General features: G+C 68.5%; 20 protein-coding genes. 5 read left to right on the top strand and 15 right to left on the bottom strand.

Annotated features, from left to right (window positions below; translation table 11 throughout):
• Window position 1 precedes the first annotated feature (1 nt).
• From AJAP_RS41370 to AJAP_RS41330, 9 genes are all read right to left on the bottom strand, one after another.
• A complete protein-coding gene (locus AJAP_RS41370) occupies window positions 2-601 on the bottom strand; it encodes a DUF3558 domain-containing protein (RefSeq protein WP_038524870.1) in 600 nt (199 codons plus the stop codon).
• A complete protein-coding gene (locus AJAP_RS41365) occupies window positions 601-1,005 on the bottom strand; it encodes a hypothetical protein (RefSeq protein WP_038521928.1) in 405 nt (134 codons plus the stop codon). Before AJAP_RS41365 ends, AJAP_RS41370 begins: the two co-directional genes overlap by 1 nt.
• 154 nt (window positions 1,006-1,159) lie before the next feature.
• The gene (rplI, locus tag AJAP_RS41360) at window positions 1,160-1,615 is read right to left on the bottom strand and encodes a 50S ribosomal protein L9 (RefSeq protein ID WP_005168124.1); all 456 of its coding nucleotides are present in this window, start codon (window positions 1,613-1,615) and stop codon (window positions 1,160-1,162) included.
• Between the two features lie 12 nt (window positions 1,616-1,627).
• Window positions 1,628-1,876, bottom strand: a complete 249-nt coding sequence (gene rpsR, locus AJAP_RS41355; RefSeq protein ID WP_005168122.1) for a 30S ribosomal protein S18 — start codon at window positions 1,874-1,876, stop codon at window positions 1,628-1,630.
• A 77-nt stretch (window positions 1,877-1,953) separates the two neighbouring features.
• On the bottom strand, window positions 1,954-2,460 hold the full coding sequence (locus AJAP_RS41350) for a single-stranded DNA-binding protein (RefSeq protein ID WP_007032318.1): 507 nt from the start codon (window positions 2,458-2,460) through the stop codon (window positions 1,954-1,956).
• A gap of 16 nt (window positions 2,461-2,476) precedes the next feature.
• The gene (rpsF, locus tag AJAP_RS41345) at window positions 2,477-2,797 is read right to left on the bottom strand and encodes a 30S ribosomal protein S6 (protein WP_016338288.1); all 321 of its coding nucleotides are present in this window, start codon (window positions 2,795-2,797) and stop codon (window positions 2,477-2,479) included.
• 78 nt (window positions 2,798-2,875) lie between these two features.
• The gene (locus AJAP_RS41340) at window positions 2,876-3,760 is read right to left on the bottom strand and encodes a hypothetical protein (protein ID WP_038521924.1); all 885 of its coding nucleotides are present in this window, start codon (window positions 3,758-3,760) and stop codon (window positions 2,876-2,878) included.
• Between the two features lie 101 nt (window positions 3,761-3,861).
• Window positions 3,862-4,752 carry a hypothetical protein gene (locus tag AJAP_RS41335; protein ID WP_038521921.1) on the bottom strand — a complete coding sequence of 297 codons (891 nt, stop codon included), beginning with the start codon at window positions 4,750-4,752 and terminating at the stop codon, window positions 3,862-3,864.
• A gap of 124 nt (window positions 4,753-4,876) precedes the next feature.
• Complete coding sequence (locus AJAP_RS41330; protein ID WP_038521918.1) at window positions 4,877-5,668, bottom strand: hypothetical protein; 792 nt, start codon at window positions 5,666-5,668, stop codon at window positions 4,877-4,879.
• A gap of 119 nt (window positions 5,669-5,787) precedes the next feature.
• Here AJAP_RS41330 and AJAP_RS41325 point away from each other — a divergent pair, with 119 nt between their 5' ends.
• From AJAP_RS41325 to AJAP_RS41315, 3 genes are all read left to right on the top strand, one after another.
• The gene (locus tag AJAP_RS41325) at window positions 5,788-6,567 is read left to right on the top strand and encodes a deoxyribonuclease IV (RefSeq protein WP_038521916.1); all 780 of its coding nucleotides are present in this window, start codon (window positions 5,788-5,790) and stop codon (window positions 6,565-6,567) included.
• A 372-nt stretch (window positions 6,568-6,939) separates the two neighbouring features.
• Window positions 6,940-7,455, top strand: coding sequence for a hypothetical protein (locus AJAP_RS41320; protein WP_038521913.1), 516 nt, complete (start codon window positions 6,940-6,942; stop codon window positions 7,453-7,455).
• Between the two features lie 44 nt (window positions 7,456-7,499).
• Window positions 7,500-7,835 (top strand): hypothetical protein, encoded by a 336-nt coding sequence (locus AJAP_RS41315; RefSeq protein ID WP_037334159.1) that lies wholly within the window; start codon window positions 7,500-7,502, stop codon window positions 7,833-7,835.
• Here the strand turns inward: AJAP_RS41315 and AJAP_RS41310 are convergent.
• The 3 genes from AJAP_RS41310 to AJAP_RS41300 all read right to left on the bottom strand — a co-directional run bounded on the left by AJAP_RS41310 (window position 7,792) and on the right by AJAP_RS41300 (window position 10,893).
• Window positions 7,792-9,339 carry a glycosyltransferase family 87 protein gene (locus AJAP_RS41310; protein WP_038521910.1) on the bottom strand — a complete coding sequence of 516 codons (1,548 nt, stop codon included), beginning with the start codon at window positions 9,337-9,339 and terminating at the stop codon, window positions 7,792-7,794. The two genes, AJAP_RS41315 and AJAP_RS41310, sit on opposite strands and share 44 nt — an antisense overlap.
• Before the next feature lie 72 nt (window positions 9,340-9,411).
• On the bottom strand, window positions 9,412-9,756 hold the full coding sequence (locus AJAP_RS41305; protein WP_038521907.1) for a hypothetical protein: 345 nt from the start codon (window positions 9,754-9,756) through the stop codon (window positions 9,412-9,414).
• A gap of 69 nt (window positions 9,757-9,825) precedes the next feature.
• Window positions 9,826-10,893, bottom strand: coding sequence for an ROK family transcriptional regulator (locus AJAP_RS41300; protein ID WP_038521904.1), 1,068 nt, complete (start codon window positions 10,891-10,893; stop codon window positions 9,826-9,828).
• A 55-nt stretch (window positions 10,894-10,948) separates the two neighbouring features.
• On the opposite strand from AJAP_RS41300, the gene AJAP_RS41295 reads away from it, so the two are divergent.
• On the top strand, window positions 10,949-11,998 hold the full coding sequence (locus AJAP_RS41295; protein WP_148311649.1) for a Gfo/Idh/MocA family oxidoreductase: 1,050 nt from the start codon (window positions 10,949-10,951) through the stop codon (window positions 11,996-11,998).
• On the opposite strand, the gene AJAP_RS41290 is transcribed toward AJAP_RS41295, so the two are convergent.
• The 3 genes from AJAP_RS41290 to AJAP_RS41280 all read right to left on the bottom strand — a co-directional run bounded on the left by AJAP_RS41290 (window position 11,999) and on the right by AJAP_RS41280 (window position 17,962).
• Window positions 11,999-14,512 (bottom strand): transglycosylase domain-containing protein, encoded by a 2,514-nt coding sequence (locus AJAP_RS41290; RefSeq protein ID WP_038521899.1) that lies wholly within the window; start codon window positions 14,510-14,512, stop codon window positions 11,999-12,001. It lies immediately after the preceding gene.
• Between the two features lie 161 nt (window positions 14,513-14,673).
• Window positions 14,674-17,061, bottom strand: a complete 2,388-nt coding sequence (locus AJAP_RS41285; protein WP_084098534.1) for a transglycosylase domain-containing protein — start codon at window positions 17,059-17,061, stop codon at window positions 14,674-14,676.
• Between the two features lie 487 nt (window positions 17,062-17,548).
• Window positions 17,549-17,962, bottom strand: coding sequence for a DUF5318 domain-containing protein (locus AJAP_RS41280; protein ID WP_037334179.1), 414 nt, complete (start codon window positions 17,960-17,962; stop codon window positions 17,549-17,551).
• Window positions 17,963-18,209: 247 nt separating this feature from the next.
• Between AJAP_RS41280 and AJAP_RS41275 the strand changes: the two genes are divergently transcribed.
• Entirely contained in the window at window positions 18,210-18,755 is a 546-nt protein-coding gene (locus AJAP_RS41275) for a PadR family transcriptional regulator (protein ID WP_005168208.1), read from the top strand.
• Window positions 18,756-18,784 lie beyond the last annotated feature (29 nt).

Below are 18,784 nucleotides of genomic sequence, written 5' to 3'. Positions count from 1 at the left end.
GTCAGCCCTCCTTCAACGTCTCGATCATCGCTTCCCCCACTTTGAGCGCGACCGGGCACGGATCACTCGCGCCGGGCCCGTTGTCGTACTGCACCAGGATGTTCACGGACAGCTGGTCGGTCACGCCGACGAACAGACCGCATTTGCCGTTCTTGCGGTGGTCGAGCGACGCGGCGTACACCGCCGGGTAGCCCGCGACCTCGGTCGGCTCGAAGTACTCGTTGTTGGCCTTCGTGTCGTAGACGTCGCTCAGGCCGTTCTTGTTCGCGAGCACCGGGCTGATCTCGATCTGGTTCAGCTTGTCGTCGGCGGCGAAGATCGAGCAGCCGGGCCCGACGCTCGTGGTCCGCCGCTCGCCTTCGCCGAGACCGAGCTCGGTCCGCTTCGCCGCGGAAAGCGCCGAACAGGCGTCGCTCTCGATCGACGAGGTCTTCAACGGGTTCGACACCTTGGGCGCGGAGCCGGACGAGCCGCTCGACGCGCTGGAGGCACCGGGCCCGGTCGTGTAGGACGGCTCCGAAGAGGCGGTGCCGTTCTTGGTGCCCGAACAGCCGGCGACCAGCGCGCCCGCGGCCAGGAGGAGAACGAGGGAACGTCGCATCACACGGCCTTGTGCTTGTTGAGCGAAGCCTGCGTTTCGGCCTCGTTCGTGGCGATCTTCTGCTTGGCGGCGGTCAGCTGGTCGATGTAGTTCTTGACGTAGTCCTGCATCTTCTGGTTCTGCTCCAGGAACGCCTTGCCCGACGGGTTGGCCAGCTTCTCCCAGTCGCCGCTCGCGAACTCCTTGCCGGGCGCCTTGACGTTCGCCATCAGGTTCGCGTCGGCGTAGTCCCGCTTGAGCTCGGCCTGCAGATCCGTCCACTTCTTGATGATGCCGTCGATCTTGTCCTTGTCGAAGGTGAACCCGCCGCCACCCCCGCCCGACTTCGTCGTGTCCGGATTGGCGGGCGCGGACACCGTGACCTTCTCTTGCCGGTTCTGCTCGGCGTTGCTGTCGTAAGCCATGCGTCCAGATCTCCCCGTGCCTCGACGTCGAGTCTCGATAATGCCTTGATCCCCAGTCAAGCTTAAGACGTGGCCCGAAGGGGTGGGGTTCCCCGTAAAACAAAGGGCGGGACACCTCCGGAATGGAGACGTCCCGCCCTGTGCCGAAGCGGTGTTACTTGGCCTTGACCTCGAGCCGCACGTCGACGCGGACGTCGGGGTGCAGACGGGCGCCGACCGAGTGCTTGCCCACGGTCTTGATGTGGTCCTTCAGCTCGATGACGCGCTTGTCGAGCAGCGGGCCACCCGCGGCCTTGATCGCGTCCACGATCTCGGCGGTGGTGATCGAACCGAAGAGCTTCTTCGAGCCCTCGGCCGCCTTGCCGCTCAGCTGGATGGCGCCGAGGCCCTCCAGGGTCGCCTTGATCTCCTTGGCGTGGTCGAGGTCGCGGATGCGACGGCTCTCCTGCGCCCGCTTGATCGTGCGCACGTTCTTCTCCGCGCCCTTGGTGGCCACGATGGCGTAGCCGCGGGGGAGCAGGTAGTTGCGTGCGTAGCCGTCCTTGACCTCGACGATGTCGCCGGGCCCACCGAGGTTGGCGACGTCGGTGGTGAGAATGATCTTCGCCATTGACGTGCCTCCTTAGCGCGCGGTCGAGGTGTAGGGCAGCAGCGCCATTTCGCGGGAGTTCTTGACCGCGATGGCGATGTCACGCTGGTGCTGGCTGCAGTTGCCGGTCACACGACGGGCACGGATCTTCCCGCGGTCGGAGATGTACTTCCGAAGCAGGTTGGTGTCCTTGTAGTCGATGTTCTCCGGGCGGCCCTTCTTCTCGGCCTTGCAGAACACGCAGACCTTCTTCTTGGGCTTGCGGATGGGTGGCTTGGCCACGGTATTACTCCTGAATTTCTACGTAGTGGTTGTCTCGAGGCGTCTCGCGGAGCTCGCGCCCGCGGTGGATCGCCTGATCAGAAGGGCGGCTCGTCGGAGAAACCGCCGCCACCGCCGCCACCGGCGGGCGGGGCGGAACCCCACGGGTCGTCGGCGGGCGGGCCGGACTGGCCGCCACCGCCGCCACCACCGAAGCCGCCGCCACCGCCACCGGTGCCACGGCTGACCTTGTTCACCTTGGCGGTGGCGTAGCGCAGCGACGGGCCGATCTCGTCGACCTCGAGCTCGACGACGGTGCGCTTCTCGCCTTCCTTGGTCTCGAAAGACCGCTGCTTGAGGCGCCCCTGCACGACGACTCGCGCGCCACGCGTCAGCGACTCGGCGACGTTCTCGGCCGCCTGACGCCAGATGTTGCAGCGCAGGAACAGGGCCTCGCCGTCCTTCCACTCGCCGGACTGACGGTCCAGCGTGCGCGGGGTGGACGCGACGGTGAAGTTCGCGACCGCCGCACCGGAAGGGGTGAAGCGAAGCTCCGGGTCGGACGTGAGGTTGCCGATCACCGTGATGACGGTGTCTCCAGCCATCGGAAAGTCCTTCGGCTCAGGCCTTGGCGGCGGCGGTCGCGGCGCGCTTGATCTCGCGGCGCATGACCTTGGTGCGGAGCACGGTCTCCTGCAGCGAGAGCTGACGGTCCAGCTCCTTGACCGCTTCCGAAGTCGAGTTCAGGTCGAGGAGCGCGTAGATGCCCTCGGCGTGCTTCTTGATCTCGTAGGACAGCCGGCGACGGCCCCAGACGTCGACCTTCTCGACGCTTCCGCCCGAAGTGCGGATCACGTTGAGGAAGTTGTCCAGGGTCGGGGCCACCGTACGCTCGTCGAGCGTGGGGTCCAGGATGACCATTACCTCGTAATGGCGTGACACAACCACTCACCTCCTATGGGCTCGCGGCCACGGACTGTCCGTGGCAGGAGGGTTTGTCCAGGTAAGCGTACCTGGCGGTCAGGAGACGCGGCGCAGGACCCAGGTGCGGACCAGCGCGGCGGTCACGCCGGCCAGCACGAGCACCGCGAGCAGCATCGGCAGCTGGACGTCGCCGCCCGGCATGCCGTCGGTCGCGAGCGCTTCGGCGTTGCCCGCGTTGCGGACGTCCGGACCCGGGCCGGCCTGGCCGTCGGTGCCGTACTGCGGGGCACCCTCGCCCGGGAGCGGGCTGTTGGCCGGGTAGCGCACGCCCGGCGCCACCGCGACACCCGGCTGCGCGACCGGCAGGTTGCCGTAGTCGCGCGGCGGGGCGTAGCCGGTGCCGTTGCTGCCGCCGGGCAGCAGGCTCGGCGACGTCGGGAGGCCGTTGGTGCCGCCGCCGTTGCCGCCCTGCTGCGGGCCGGTGGTGCCCGGCGTCGGCAGGGTGGGCGCGACGTAGTTCGTGGCGACCGTGGTCAGGCCGCAGCTGCCGGCGACTTTGTGCTCGATGGAGTTCAGCGTCTTCTCGGGGTTCAGCCCGAGGCCCCAGGACTTGGTGTCCTTGACCGCCTGCCGCACGGCCGTGCCGATCGCCTTGCCGTCGATCGAACCGCCCGCGGCGTTCGGGACAGAGCCGAGGTCGATCTTGTTGACCTTCGCGATGTCGTTCGCGGCGACGTCGTACAGCGCCAGCGTGCCCGCTTCCCGCGCGCCCGCCCGCACCAGTTCCTTGACCGAGGTGCCGGTGATCGCGACGGTGTCGCCCATCCCGCCGTTCACCGTGCCGCTGCACGCGTTCGCCAGCGTGGTGCCCGCCGCCGAGGCGGTACCCGCCGTCAGGAGCGCGCCACCGGTGACCATGGTCGCGAGTGCGGTGACGGTGAGCGCCTTGCGGGTGGTCTGCCAGATGGTGGTCTTCCGCACGGGCGCGATCCTCCGGGTCGGTGGGGGCGTGAAGCAGTGCATGAGGAATCACTGCAACGGGGATAACGAGGGAGTGACCAGAAAGATACTAGGCGGTAGGACTAACTTGTAGCGGCCATTCGGCGGAGGACCCAGGTGCGCACGAGGCCCGCACTGACTCCGGAGAGTGCCAAAACGGCGATCAGCAGCGGCAGTTTCCCGTCCTGAGTGAATCCGTCGCTCACACTCGGTAGCGCTTCGGCCTGTCCCGCATTCTGGACGTCCGGGTTGCCGGCCTGGTTCTCGGTCGCGATGCCGAACTGCGGCGCGTAACCCGGGATCTGGCCGCCGTACCGGAGGCCGGGCGACGGGCTGAAGAGACCGGCCGTCGCCATCGGGATGGAGCTGTAGTCGCGCATCGGGGCGTAGCCCGTGCTGATGCCCCACGGCAGGCCGCCGAAATTCGGGGTGAAGGTGCCGGGCAGGAGCGGGCTGTTCGCCGCCGGGATGCCGCCCGCCGGGGCGCCACCCTGCGCGGGAGCACCCGGTCCGCCGGTCTGGGGTCCGCCGCTGCCGGGTGTTCCGGGAGCGGGTTTCCCAGGCTGGGGCTGGGTTCCGGGAGCGGGCTTGGCGCCACCACCGGTCAGCGCCTGGGTGGTGCCGGCGACCGCGCCGTTCAGCGCTTCCGCGGCGGGTGCGCCGACGACCGGGACCGGCGCGACGACGGTGTTCACCACGGTCACCGTCACCTTGCATACTGTGCCGAGCAGCGCGTTGATCGTGCCCGTGAGCACCCCGGAGACCGACCCGGCCTGGCCGAGGTTGAGCGGGATGCCGAGCAACGGGGTCTTGCCGAGGATCGTGTCGCCGGTCTTCGCGGTCACCGAGCCGCCGCAGGTGGCGGTCTTGGTCTCCGCGGCGGCGGCCTGGCCGGGCATGGCGAGGGCGGCCGAGCCCGCGAGAATGAAGGCCGACGCACCCAGGGCGGTCGCCCTCCGTGTCCGTTCGCGCATGCCTTCGACTCCTCCGTCGTCGGGGTCACCTACCCGGATAACGACGCTAATGGAGACAAGTAACGCCCGCTCACTCGAAGAGGTCAGGCATTCGAGTGGAAGCGGGCGTCACTGACGGTGAAGATCAGGCGGGCTTACCCCGCAGCCAAGCGCGGACGAGAGCCGCGGCGACGACGGCCAGCGCCAGCACCGCGAGCAGCAGCGGCAGCTTGGCCGGGGCGACCGGCGCCTGGATGGCCTGCGCGTTGCCGGTGTCCTTCTCGTCGACGGTGGGCGGCGGCACCTCGCCGGGGATGATCTCGGTGATCACCGGCGCCTGGACGAAGCTGCCGGGGAGCAGCGCCGCGTTGCTGATCAGGCCGGCGATCGAGTCGCCGCCGATACCGGTGGAGGAACCCGGGGCGGTCTCGACCGGGAGTTCGCTGCCCGGACCGCCGGGCTGACCCGGACCCGGCTTCGGGGGCTCCGGCTTGGGAGGTTCGGGCTTCGGCGGTTTGGGGACTTCGGGAACCGGCAGCTCGTCGGCGACACCCTGGGTCAGGTTCCCGACCGCGTTCACCGCGCCCTGCGCCGGGGTGCAGACACCCTGCGCGACGAGGTCGCCTGCCGCGTTGTCGGTGAGACCGGTCGTCTTGACGAGATCCCCGACCGGCAAGGAGAGAAGGGGCTTCCGGCCCTCGGCGGTCTTGGCCTTCGAATCCAGACCGACCGTCAGCACCTCGGACGACCCGAGCGGCGCGCCCACGTCGGCGGTGAGGCCGTTGCCGGACTTTCCGTTCTGCAGCGTCGATCCGCAATCACCGGAAAGGGTCGGGCTCGGTTCCTCGGCGGCCGTCGCGGTCATCGGGAACGCGAGTCCGGCCATGACCGAAAGCGCGAATCCCCAAGCCGTGATCCGCCCGGCAGTCTTCCCCATCGAGTTCGTCCTCCGCCCCTCAAAGACCCACGCGGTTTAACGGAACGCGCTCACGCTACCCCACGAGCGTGACGGACTGGGGCGCGCCGGGGAGAATTCGGCAGGTATAGCGTGCTGGCATGAAAATCGGTGCCCATGTCCGCGACGACGATCCCCTCTCCGCGGTCGCCGAACGCGAGGCCGAGGTCCTCCAGTTCTTCCTTTCCGACCCGCAGGGCTGGAAAGCTCCCAAACCCCACCCGCACGGCGAAGCGATCAAGGAATCGCCGGTCGAGGTGTTCATCCATTCGCCGTATCTGATCAACGTGGCGTCGTTGAACAACCGCATCCGCATCCCGTCTCGGAAGAACGTCACCCAGCACGCGAACGGTGCCGCCGAAATCGGCGCGAAAGGGCTCGTCGTGCACGGCGGCCACGTCGGTGCGGGCGCGGACGTCGAAGAGGGCCTCGTCAACTGGCGCAAGCTTTTCGAGCGGGAACAGGAAAAGGGCGGTTTCGCCGTGCCGATCCTGATCGAGAACACCGCGGGCGGCGACAACGCGATGACCCGCGACCTCGACACGATCGCCCGGCTCTGGGACAAGGTCGGCGAATTCGGCGCGGGTTTCTGTTTCGACACCTGCCACGCGTACGCGGCGGGCTGGGATCTGACCGAGGCGGTCAAGAAGGTCAAGGCCATCACCGGCCGGATCGACCTGGTGCACCTCAACAATTCGCGTGACGAGTTCGGTTCCACGCGGGATCGGCACGCCAACGTCGTCGGCGGCGACGGCACGATCGATCCCGAGGTTCTGGCCGCCGTCGCGGCCGAAGCGGGTGCGCCCGTGGTCGTCGAGACCCCGGCCGACGGGCAGGCCGCGGACATCGCCTTCGTCCGGGAGCGCGTCGCGTCCGCCTGAAGTCACGGACCTGGAACACAGGGCGCGGCGTGCGCGAAGGCGTGATTCGCGTGCTCAGGCACGTGACTCGCGTGACTGGAAGCCGCACTCGGGGTGTTCCGCCCCTGATCACGCGAGTTCCGGCTTCGATCACGTGAGTGCGGTACTCGCGACGGATTGGGCAGCTGAAGTACTCGGCATGGTGTGAAGGCACTGTGACCGCTGTGCCTGCTTGTGCCTGTGGGGTGCGTGGCGAGGACCTGGCATGTGATCAAGCCGGACCGAGGGGCTACTCGCGCGGGAGATCGTTCCCTCTCCAGCGGGAGGCCCACCCGCGCGGGCGAAGGAAGGCTCGAATCCAGCCGGGAAACACCCGGTACTGGAGGGAAAGCCATGAAGCTCAAGGCCAAGATCGCCGCCGTCGCAGTGCTCGCCGTCGCCGTGGGAACGCTGGGGGCGACCCAGGCGACGGCGGCGCAGGCCCCGCCGTCCGGCTCGGTCGTCCTCGGGTCGGCGGGCGGTCCGCTGACGTTTCCGGGCTACGAAGGCGATCCGGTCCGGTTCGACTTCGCAGCCTTCGGCGATCCCGGGAAGTCCTCCGGGCGGTTCCACGTGAATCATCTGACCAAGGACGGGAAGCCCTTCGCCGATTTCGAAGGCAAGGTCGACTGCGTCTCGCGTGATGGCGACCTCGCGATCCTGACCGGCGTGATCGAACGCGCCGACATCCCCGCGCTCCCGGTGAACCTGGTCGGGCGCCGGGTCGGTTTCTCGGTACGGGACGTGCCGGGCGGGCACGACCGGATCGGCTGGAGCTGGGCCGTCGGCGGCTTCGATCAGGACGTCGTGCGCTGCACGGCCCCGATCCCGTTCTTCGAAACGAGCACGGGCGGCTACCTCGTGCGCTGAATCGGCTTGACCCTCTCGCCACGGGAGGGTCGAGTCTTGGCCGCATGAAGAATCGGACCGTGTACCGGGCGGAGGACGGCGAGCACGTCGGCTACGTCGTCCCCGCGCCGGAAACCCGTTGGCAGGCACTGACCGTTTTCGGCTACCCGCTCGGCGGGCCCGCCGCCTTCGACGACTCCGTCGCGTTGCTGGAGGCGGAGGGCCTGGCCATCCTCGCCGAGCGCTGGTCGGTCAGGCACGGCGAAGACTGGTTCACCTGCAGGCTGGTCGAAACCTCGCCCGAAGCCGTCGTCGTGCGGATCGAAGACTTCGGGGCCGAGGACTTCGGCAAGCACATCAGGCTCGAACGTCCTGGGCCTGAGGTGTTGAAGCGGGCTTGACCGCGCGTAGGTCGGGGGCGCCGTCGAGGAATCCGCCGATCGGATCGTCGTCCCCGGCGGCGCGGACCGGGTCTTTGCGTGGCTGGTGGATGTCGCGGATCACCAGCGCGCAAAGGCCGACCACCGCCAGGTCGCGGACCACGACGGCGCCCAGGAACCAGTCCTGGGGCAGGCCTTTGTTGTCGACGCCGAGGTAGTACATCATCCGCGGCGCCCAGACCAGCGCGTCGAGGATCATCCAGCCGAGCAGCAGCCGCCAGCGCGGGATCGCGAGCACCGCCAGCGGGACCAGCCAGAGCGAGTACTGCGGGCTCCACACCTTGTTGGTGAGCAGGAACGCGGCCACCACGAGGAACGCGAGCTGACCGAGCCTCGGACGGCGCGGCGCCTTCAGCGTGACGTAGCCGATGCCGGCGCAGGCGGCGAGGAACAGCACCGCGACGACGGCGTTGAGCACGACCGGTGTCTCGCCCGTGGCGAGTTTCCCGTCGAAACCGGCCCAGCCGGAAAGATGGGAGATCACGTTGTAGAGCGAGTCCGGGTCCATCGGGCGTGCCGTGTTGAGCCGGAAGAACTCCCACCAGCCGGTCGGCGCGGCGAGCGCGAACGGGACGTTGACCACGACGAACGTCGCCACGGCGAGCCCGGCGGCGAGCGCCCACTGTTTGACCTTGCCCGCGCGCAGGCACAGGAAGAGCAGCGGGATGAGCAGGAGCAGCGGATACAGCTTCGCCGCCGCGCCGAGCCCGAGCAGGAATCCGGCGATCTCGGGCCGTCGCCGTGCCCACGCGAGCAGCGCGGTCGCGGTGAACGCGGTCGCGATGGCGTCGAAGTTGGTGAAGACGTGCACCAGCACCAGCGGCGAGATCGCGACCAGTGCGGCGTCCCACGGGCGGCGTTTCAGCGATCGGCCGGTCGCCCACACCGTGACCAGCCAGGCCAGCGCGAGCCACAGAGCCGAGATGTTGAAGTACACGGCCACCGGGAGCGCGCCGGGCAGCCAGCCCGCTTCCGCGACCGAGAGCCAGGCTTCGGTGAGCTTCGCGTTGATCCACTGGAACAGCCCGGTCGCCACCGGGTACTCCATGTACCGCGTGGTCTCCTTCGCCGTTCCCGCGTTTTCGGTCCACGAAGTCACGTACGGGAAGGTGTCGGAGTTGTTCAGCCGCTCGGAGCTGTAGAGCGGGATGATGTCCGAGTAGCACATCGCGACGAACGGGCGGCCCGCCCGCCAGTCGAGCTGATGGGTGCCGGAGTCGTCGGTGTACTGCTGGATGCACGACGCCTTGCCGAACCACGAGAGCACCAGCGCGAGGCAGGCCAGCAGCAGCCCGACCCGCTGCGGCGACCAGAACCAGTGCCGCCCCACGGCCGCGTGCTCGCCGAGCGGGCCGCCGATCGGGCGGGTGGCCGCGGCCACGAGCGGTTCGTTCCAGCTCGGGATGACCCGCTCGCCGGGGGTGAGGGAGAGCGGAGCCTCGGGCTGGGTCGTCTGGTCGGACACGTGGCGGATGTTAGCGCCTATCCGGGTGACCACCCGGTGATGTCGCCGCTCTCGGAGAACCCGGTCGGCGATCTACTGGTGTCCGCAGGCCCACTTCCAGGTGGCGTCCCCGTAGGCCTTGGCCGCGGTATCGGGGTCCTTGCCGCGAGCCGGCATCGCTGTCCGGTCGGCCATTTCAGGTGTCAGAACGGTGCGGGCGAGTCCGCTGATCGCGAGCGCGGATCCCGCGCTGCAGAAATTCTTCGCCGCCTCGAACATCTCGTCGTAAGTGTGCGGCGAGTTCGGTACGAAACCCGCGCCCTTCATCGCGCCCGTCCATTCGGCCTTGGGATCGGGCGGGGACACGGCGGTGCCGCATCCGGACAGCAGAACCCCGCAGGTCACGGTGATGGTCGCGATGATCGCCCTGGCGCGCAACTGACTCCCTTTGCTCCCGAATGTCGATGCAAGGTCGTCACGGGAGCTTCGTCCGTTACAAGCCGGTTCCTAGGTGATGTCGCCGCTCTCGTAGAACCCGGCCAGCACCTCCGCCGCCGCGCCGAACGCCACGACGTCGTCGCCCATCTCGTCGAGGTCGACCTGGATCCGTTGCCAGTGCGGCAAAGGCAGGAGCTCCCGCAGTCGCTCCGCGACGGTGTCGCGGTACACCTCGGGTGCCGCGCGGACCGAACGTCCGGTCAGCACGACACGTTCGAGGTCGAGCACCTGGACGAGGTCGGCGAGCCCGATCGCCAGCAGGCCTGCCGCCTCTTCCGTGGTCGCCGCCGCGTTGTGCAGCACCTCCACGCAGCCGCGGCGGCCGCACGCGCAGCGCGGTCCGTCGAAGGCGAGCGTCGTATGCCCGAACTCGCCGGCGTTGGTCCGCGGCCCGCGGTACAGCCTGCCGTCGATCAGCAGGCCGACGCCGATCCCGGTGCCGACGAGCACGACGGCGGTCGCGGCCTGGTCGCCCTCCGGCCAGTGCTGCGCGAAGGCGGCGGCGTTGGTGTTCTTGTCGAGCCGCACGGGCAGTCCGGTGCGCTTCGCGAGCAGGTCGCGTAGGGGCACGTGGTGCCAGCCGGGCATGTTCGTGGCGTCCCGGACCACTCCTTCGTGGTGATCGAGCGGGCCGACGCTGCCGACGCCGAGGCCGAGGACACCCTCGACGCCGTCGGTTAGCGCTTCGGTCGCTTCGCCGAGGGCGGCAACGGCCTGGTCGGGGGTGAATCCGGGGGCCAGCGGCCCGCCGCGCGACGCGATGATCCTCCCGGTCAGGTCGGTCATGACCACCCGGTAGGAGTCCCGGTCGAGCTGGGCGCCGAGCGCGTGCCGGGCGTTCGCGCGGACGCGCAGCAGGGTGCGTGGCTTGCCGACACCCGACGCGGGCTGGCGTTCTTCGTCCAGCAGGCCGGCTTCGAGCAGTTCGGGCACGATCTTCGAGACGGCCTGCTGGGTGAGCCGGGTGCGCTCGGCGAGTTCGACGCGGCTGAGGCCGCCCGCGCGCAGGATGTGCGTGAGCAGCAGTGTCCGATTGTGCTGGCGCAGGCCGCGCAGATTGACCCCGGTCTCCGGCATAGCGCGCATCCTGCCATGACTGGCTGATTACGCAACACTGTTGTTTAATGGGGTCATGGCTGACTTGCGAGTGGGGATCTTCGGATACGGCACCGGCGGACGCGTCTTCCACGCGCCGCTGGTCGACGCGACACCGGGGCTGACCCCGGCCGCCATCGTCACCTCGAACCCGGACCGGGTCGCGCAGGCACGCGCCGACCACCCGGCCGCCGACGTGCTGCCGGACGCGGACGCGTTGTTCGCGAAGGCCGGCGAGCTGGACTTGGTCGTCGTCAGCACGCCGAACCGCACGCACGTCCCACTCGCGCTCCAGGCGATCGAGGCGGGTTTGCCTGTCGTCGTCGACAAGCCCTTCGCGCCGACGGCGGCCGAAGCGGCGAAGGTCGTCGAAGCCGCGAAGGCCAAGGGCGTCGGGCTGACGGTGTTCCAGAACCGCCGGTTCGACTCGGACTTCCTCACCGTCCGGAAGGTCCTCGAAACCGGCCGTCTCGGCGACGTCTTCCGCTTCGAGTCACGCTACGACCGCTGGGTGCCGAAGCCGCGGGACAACTGGCGCGAGTTCGGCGACCCCGCCGAGGCGGGCGGGCTCCTCTACGACCTCGGCGCGCATATCGTCGACCAGGCGCTGCAGCTGTTCGGCCCGGTTTCCGATGTCTACGCGGAGGTCGACAGGCGCCGCGCCGGGGTGTCGGTCGACGACGACGCCTTCGTCGCGCTTCGGCACACCAACGGCGTGCGATCGCACCTGTGGGCGTCCGCGCTCGCGGGCACCCGGAACCCGCGATTCCGCGTGCTCGGCGACAAGGCGACCTTCACCAAGTACGGCCTCGACGTCCAGGAGCCGCAGATCAAGGACGGGCTGCGGCCCGGCGACCCCGGCTGGGGCGTCGAACCGGAGTCGGACGCCGGCGTGCTCGGCGTGAACGACGACGTCGAGACCGTGCCCACCGAGGTCGGCCGCTACGAGGACTTCTACGCGCAGGTGCGCGACGCGCTGCTCGGCAAGGGCGGCTTCCCGGTCGATCCCGCCTCCGCCGTGGAGACGCTCCGGGTCATCGAAGCCGCCCACCTCGCGGGTGCCGAACGGCGCGTCGTCACCCTCTAGCTATTCGGTATCGCCTCTGCCGCCCCGGCCCGGCGGGCCTCCGTTGCCGCCCTCTTCGTTGTTCTCACTGGACGAAGGCGGGTTCTTCGAGCTCGAAGGCGGATCCTCTTCGTTCCGCGAAGACGAAGATCCGGTCGAGGGACCCGTCGACGGCGTGCCGGTCTCGGTCGAACCCTCGTCGTCGTCCGGCGGGGTCTGCGTCGACGGGACGGTGTTGCTGTCGTCCCCGCCGATGATCTTGACCTTGTCGAAGCGCTCCCCCGGTTTCCCGTTCAGGTACAGGGAAAGGAACTTCTGCCAGATCGGCCCGGCGATCGTCGAACCGAAGATCGACTTGCCGTTCTTGCCCTTCAGCGCCTTGTCACCGTCGCCGCCGACCCACACCGCGGCCGAGATCGACGGCGTGTAGCCGACCATCCAGGTCTGCGAGTTGGCGTCCTTGGCCGACGCGGGCTCGCCCTGCCGGTAGGTGTGCTGCTGGGTCCCGGTCTTGCCGGCGCACTCGTGGTTGTTGGGGCACTTGAGCTTCGAGAACGGGATGACACCCTTGAGCGACTCGGTGACGTTGCCGGCGATCTGCTTGCTCTTGTCGGAGTCGTCGGCGAACGCAGGCTTCGCCTCTTCCGGAGCCGAGTACGCGGCCTCGTCCTGCGAGTTGGTCACCTTGACGATGAAGTGCTTGTCCCGGCGCTGGCCGTCGCCCGCGAAGGTGGCGTACGCGGCGGCCATGTCCTCCGGGGTGATGACCGTCTTGCCGCCGCCGAGCGCGATGTTGTTGTCGGCGAACAGTTCCGAGGTGCCGTCGGGGGCGGGTTTCACCCCGGCGTCCTTGGCGGCCTGTGCCACCGGCCCGGGTTTGGTCACGTTCACGACCATGTCGTAGAACACCGTGTTGGCCGACCGTTGCATCGCCTCGGACACCGTGCACTGCTGCGAACAGGTGCTGCCGGGACCGGCGTTCCGGATCGTCTGCTTCCCGAACTGCCGGTTGTTGGACCCGTCGAACGTCGAGTTGATCCCGCCCTTGCCGAGCTGCATGTACGCGGTGAGGTCGAACGGCTTCATCGACGATCCGGGGTTCTGTGGCGTGTTCGCCCAGTCCCGGCCCTTCTGGTCCTGGCCGTTGGGGCCCTTCACGATGGACGGGCCGCCGTAGTACGCCTTCACACCGCCGGTCTTGGGATCGATCGCGACGAGCGCGTTGAGCAGGTTCTCGTCGGTCTGGCCCTTCATCCCGTCGGCCACCGCCTGCTCGGCCGCGGCCTGCGCCTTCGGGTCGATGGTCGTGTAGACCTTGTAGCCGCCCCGGTAATAGACGTCGGCGGTGATGCCGTTCGCGGCGAGCTCATCCTTGACCTTGTCGCGGATGAACGGGTTGACCACGCCCGCCTGCTCCTTGTCGGTCTGCGGGATCGGCGTCGGGAACTGCAGGTTCGCGCGGTCGGCGGCGGAGAGGAAACCGTTCTGCACCATGCGGTTCAGCGCGACGGTCCAGCGTTCGTTCGCGACCTTCGGGTTCTCCGAGCGGCCCGGCTGCTGGATGAGGCCCGCGAGCAGTGCCGCCTCGGAGGCGTTGAGTTCGCCCGCGGGCTTGCCGAAGAACGACTGCGCGGCCGACTCGATGCCGTATGCGCCGCGCCCGAAGTAGATGATGTTCAGATACGCCGAGATGATGTCCTTCTTCTCGTACGTCTGGTTCATCTTGAAGGATTTGGCGAGCTCGGTCCATTTACGGGCGAGCGACGATTCGTCGTCCCCGCTGGCGACCTTGATGTACTGCTGGGAGATGGTCGAACCACCGCCCTTGCCCGCGGTCACCTGGTTGTAGACCGCGCGCAGGATGCCGCCGATGTCGAAACCGGAGTTGGTCTCGAAGGAGGCGTCCTCGGTGGCGATGACGGCCTTCTTGACGATGTCCGGGATCTGCTCCGGCGTCAGGATGTGCCGGTTGCCGCCCTTGGGGACGTCCTTGCCCATCTCGGTGTTGTCGGCGTAGTAGTACGTCACCGCCTGGCCCTGCGTGGCCGCGACGGACTGCGGCGACGGCACGTCGACGGCGAAGTAGGTGATCACGAACGCGATCGCCGGGATGACGACGAAGAGGCAGAACAGCGCGAGCAGCACCCGCCGGATGCGTCTCCACCGGCGCTTCTTGCGCTGGGCCGGGGTGAGGATCGGCTTCCCGTTCTCGTCGGTCTCCGGGCCGTACTGCTCATCGTCGTACGGCTCGTCGTAGCCGCGGTCGGCGGTGCCGTTGTGCTCGTGATGCGTGATGAGGTCCGGTTCGTGCTGCGGCGCGACCGGCGGCCGCTGCGGACGACGCGGGGGCGGCGGCTGCTGCTGGGACGGACCCTGGCGCTGCCACGGCGCTTGCCCCTGCGGGCCGGGACCCGGGCGCTGTCCGTATCCCGGGGGCGGACCGGCGGGACGACGGGGCGGTCCGGCCGGGCGTTGCGGACGACGGGCGGGGTCAGGGTCCTGACCTGGCCATCCGCCGTGGGGATCGTCGTTCACTGGGACGTCCTCCGAACCTTCCGTGGGTGAGCGCGGTCCTGCGGTCGCAGGTCTCCTTCTACTAAAGACGTATCGGATCGGTTCAGGTTCACCGATGCCACGAAAAAAGGTGTGCCGGGCGAGTGCCCGGCACACCTTTCGTCACGTGCTCAGCCCGATCGTCACGGATCTTCGCCGTTCGGGAACAACGGATCCGAAGTCCCCGGCCCCGGCCTCGTCCAGCTCGGCTTCGTGGGCTTGGTCGGTTTCGTCGGCTCCGTCTCCGTCGGCTCGGTGGGAGTCGTCGGCGTCGGGGTGGTCGTCGGCGTCTCGGTCGGCGTCGACGTCTCCGGCGGCTTCTGCGCCGTCGTCGTCGGCACGGAACGCGCGTCCTTGCCGATCGGCTTGACGCTCTCGAACTTCTCCGACGGCTTGCCGGTCATGTACCGGGACATGAAGTCTTCCCAGATCGGGCCGGCGATGGTCCGGCCGTAGACCGGCTTGTTGTTCTTGTCGTGCAGCGGCTTGTTGCCGTCGCCGCCGACCCACACCGCGGTCGAGATGCTCGGCGTGTAGCCCACCATCCAGGTCTGGGCGTTGCGATCGCGATAGCTCGGCGGGTCGTCCTTCTTTGGGTCGTACTGCTGGGTCCCGGTCTTGCCCGCGCACTCGTGCCCCTTCGGGCACTTGAGCTTCGAGTACGGGATGACCTCTTCGAGCGCGTCGGTGACGTTGCCGGCGATCTGCTTGCTCTTGGCGGCGTCGTCGCTGAAGGCGGGAGCGCCCTTGGGAGCGGTCTCGTCGAACTCGACCTCGTCCTGGGAGTTGGTCAGCTTCGCGACGAAGTGCTGCTTCTGCCGGACACCTTCACCGGCGAAGGTGGCGAAGCCGGCCGCCATGTCCTCCGCGGTGGTGACCGTGCCACCACCGCCGAGCGCGATGTTGATGTCGGGGCTCAGCTTCGCCTTGCCGCCGTCGGCCTCCACTATCACGCCGGCTTCCTTCGCGGCCTTCGCCACCGGGTCGATCTTCGTCTCGTTGCGGACCATGTCGTAGAACACGGTGTTCGCGGAGACCTTCATCGCCTCGGCGACCGTGCATTGCGGCCCGCAGTTGGAGCTCTCGCCCGCGTTCCGGATCGTGCGGCCGTCGAACTTCCGGTTGTTGGAACCGTCGAAGGTCTCGCCGAGACCCTTGCCCATCTTGAGGAAGGCGGTCAGGTCGAAGGCCTTGAACGCCGAACCGGGGTTGTGCGGCACGTTCGCCCAGTCCATCGCCTGGACGTCCTGGCCCTGCGCGTTCTTCGTCCAGTCCGGGCCGCCCCAGTACGCGACCACGCCGCCGGTCTTGGGATCGACCGCGACCAGCGCGTTCAGGATGTTCTCGTCCGTCTGGCCCTTCATCCCCTCGGCGACGGACTCCTCGGCCATCTTCTGCGCCTTGGGGTCGATCGTCGTGGTGATCTTGTAGCCGCCCTGGTGCAGCCGGTCCTGGTCGTAGCCGCGCGCTTCGAGCTCGTCGATCACGCGGTTGCGGATGTGCAGGCTCAGCGTCCCGGCGTCGTCGGCCTTCGCCTGCGCCTTCGGGATCGGCTTCGGGAAGGTCGCGGTGGCGCGCGCACCCGGGTCGAGCCACTTGTTCGCCACCATCTGGTCCATCACGAAGGTCCACCGCCTGGTGGCGTAGGCCTCGTTCTCGGACTTGCTCGGGCCCTGGATCAGGCCGGCGAGCAGGGCGGCCTCGGACGCACCGAGTTCCTTGGCCGGCTTCTTGAAGTAGGCCTGCGCGGCCGCTTCGATGCCGTTCGCGCCGCGACCGAAGTAGATGGTGTTGAGGTAGGCGGTGATGATCTCCTCTTTGGACATCTGGTTGTTCATCTTGAAGGATTTGGCCAGCTCGGTCCATTTACGGGTGAGCGTCGGCGCCTCGTTGGCCGTGGCCTTCTTGATGTACTGCTGGGAGATCGTCGAACCGCCGCCCTGGCCGCCGGTGACGTTGTTGTAGACCGCGCGCAGGATGCCGCCGACGTCGAAACCGGAGTTGGTCTCGAACGACGAGTCCTCGGCCGCGTACACGGCCTTCTTGACCACCTCCGGGACGTCGCCCGGCTGCAGAAGGTACCGGCTTCCGCCGCTGGCGGGCGCGATCTTGCCCATCGGGCTGCCGTCCGAGTACATCAGCGTGATCGGCTGGCTCTGCAGGCTCGCGACGCTTTCCTGCGACGGGACGTCCACCAGGAAGTAGGTGATGACGAACGCGATCGCGGGCACCACGACGAAGAGGCCGAACATCGCGTAGAGGACCCGGCGGATGATCCGCCAGCGACGCTTCTTGCGCTGCTTCGGCGTGAGGACCTTCTTCTTGCCGTCTTCTCCGTCTTCTCCGTCTTCGGAGGGCTCGTCGTCATAGGCGTCTTCGCCCTCGGCGCCGAGCGTGGTGCTTTCGTGACGATCGTCATAGCGATCGTCGTACGGGTCGTAGCCGTACGGGTCTTCGGTGCCGTTGTGCGCGTGATGCGTGATGAGCTCGGGCTCGCGCTCGTACGGTTCCGGCTCGACCGGCCGGACCATCGCGGTCGCCTGGTCGGCCGGGGCCGGAGGACGGCGGTTGCCGGGCGGGGGCGGCGGCGGGCGGTGCCCGGCGGCACCCTGACGGGACCGCTGGTCACCGGCGGGGCCTCGCGCTCCCGGCGGCGGGGGTCCCTGCTTGCGCGGGGGCATGCCGTTGGCACGACGCGGGGCCGCGGGACGGCGCGGCTCGTTGTCGGAGGGCCACTCCGGGCCGCCGGAGTCGCCGCCCGGCCACTGTGGCTCGTTCGCGGACCGTGGCGGGGCCGAGCGGGGGGTGCCGCTCGGGGGTGTCCGGCGCTGGGGGCGGCGCGGCGGTTCTTCGCTCGGCCAGCCTGGTTCGTCGGCTTCGCCCGGCCACTGGGCACGGCGAGGTGCATCAGGCTCCTGGCCAGGCCAGGAGCGATTGCGGTCGTCGTTCACGAATGGGCCTCCCAGACCGGCGCTTCGGGGGACGCCGCTCTGTGGTCAACTGCGTTTTCGATACCTGTCACTGACCCGCTGTCCTCTGCGACCGGGTCCGTGGCCGGGTGGTTCCCGGTTCTCCTGTTCCGAGGACGTAGGACCGCACCAAGTGGTTCCAGTGACAGCTCTGGCAGACCTCGACCTCGTAGACGGTGAACTCCGCGAAGAGCCCGTCCATCCGCGTCAGTTCCTCCGGCGTCTTGGCCGATCCGGCGGCGTGCTTGAGCTCGTCGCCGTACACCCAGGACACCAGGGTCAGTTGCTCCCGGTGGCAGACCGGGCAGTCCTGCTCGCCTGGTCGGCCGTGGAATTTCGCGGCCCGCAGGAGGTACGGGCCCGCGTCGCAGACGTCGTATGTGCCGACCCGTCCGGAGTGGACGCCCTTGAGCAGCGCGCGCCGCTGTAAGGCGTAGTCCACGACCTGCCGCTGGTTTCGCACGCCAACAGAGTACGGGCTCTTCCTGTGTGGTCCACGCCCCGTTCTCGGGGGGACGGTCCGCGCACGGTCGGACACGCCGACGATTCGATAACTCTCCGGTGAATTTCGTCCGGATCAGCCGGTGCTCGATCGGGTTAGCTACGCCACTTCGATGTATCGGCGCGATATAGTGGGCCGGTAGGTTGACCGAGCCGGTCACGGTGGCCAACGCGACCGGTCGCGGTTTGTTCCCGGAAGGGGGTGCGGTGTGCTCGAGCTCGCGATCTTGGGGCTGCTGCACGAGACCCCCATGCACGGTTACGTGCTGCGCAAACGTTTGCATGAGACGCTCGGGATGTTCCGGACGTTCTCGTACGGCTCGCTGTACCCGACCTTGCGCCGGTTGCTTCGCGCCGGTTACCTCGTCGAGGAGCTCGAAGAGGTGGAAGACCGGGCGTGGGCGCGCCGGGGCAAGCGGGTGTACAAGCTCACCGCCGAGGGCAAGGAACGGTTCGCCGAACTGCTCGGCGACGCCGGGCCGCAGACGTGGGACGACGAAGGCTTCGGCGTCCACCTGGCGTTCTTTTCGAGGACACCGGCCGACGTCAGGATGCGAATCCTGGAAGGTCGTCGTCGTCGGGTCGAGGAACGCCGAGAAGGACTTCGGACGGCAATGGCGCGGGCCGAGGAGAAGATCGACCGCTACACCCGTGAGCTGCACCGGCTCGGGCTGGAGTCCAGTGAGCGGGAGGTGCGCTGGCTCAACGAGCTGATCGCGCACGAACAGGCCGAGCAGCGCGGACCGGAGACCTGAGGCGCTCCGGCGGTCCTCGCTGCGCATTA

It is taken from the genome of Amycolatopsis japonica, from assembly GCF_000732925.1.
Classification (GTDB): Bacteria; Actinomycetota; Actinomycetes; order Mycobacteriales; family Pseudonocardiaceae; genus Amycolatopsis; species Amycolatopsis japonica.
Note: the sequence above shows the minus strand (reverse complement) of the source record. Positions and strands in the feature narration are given on the sequence as shown.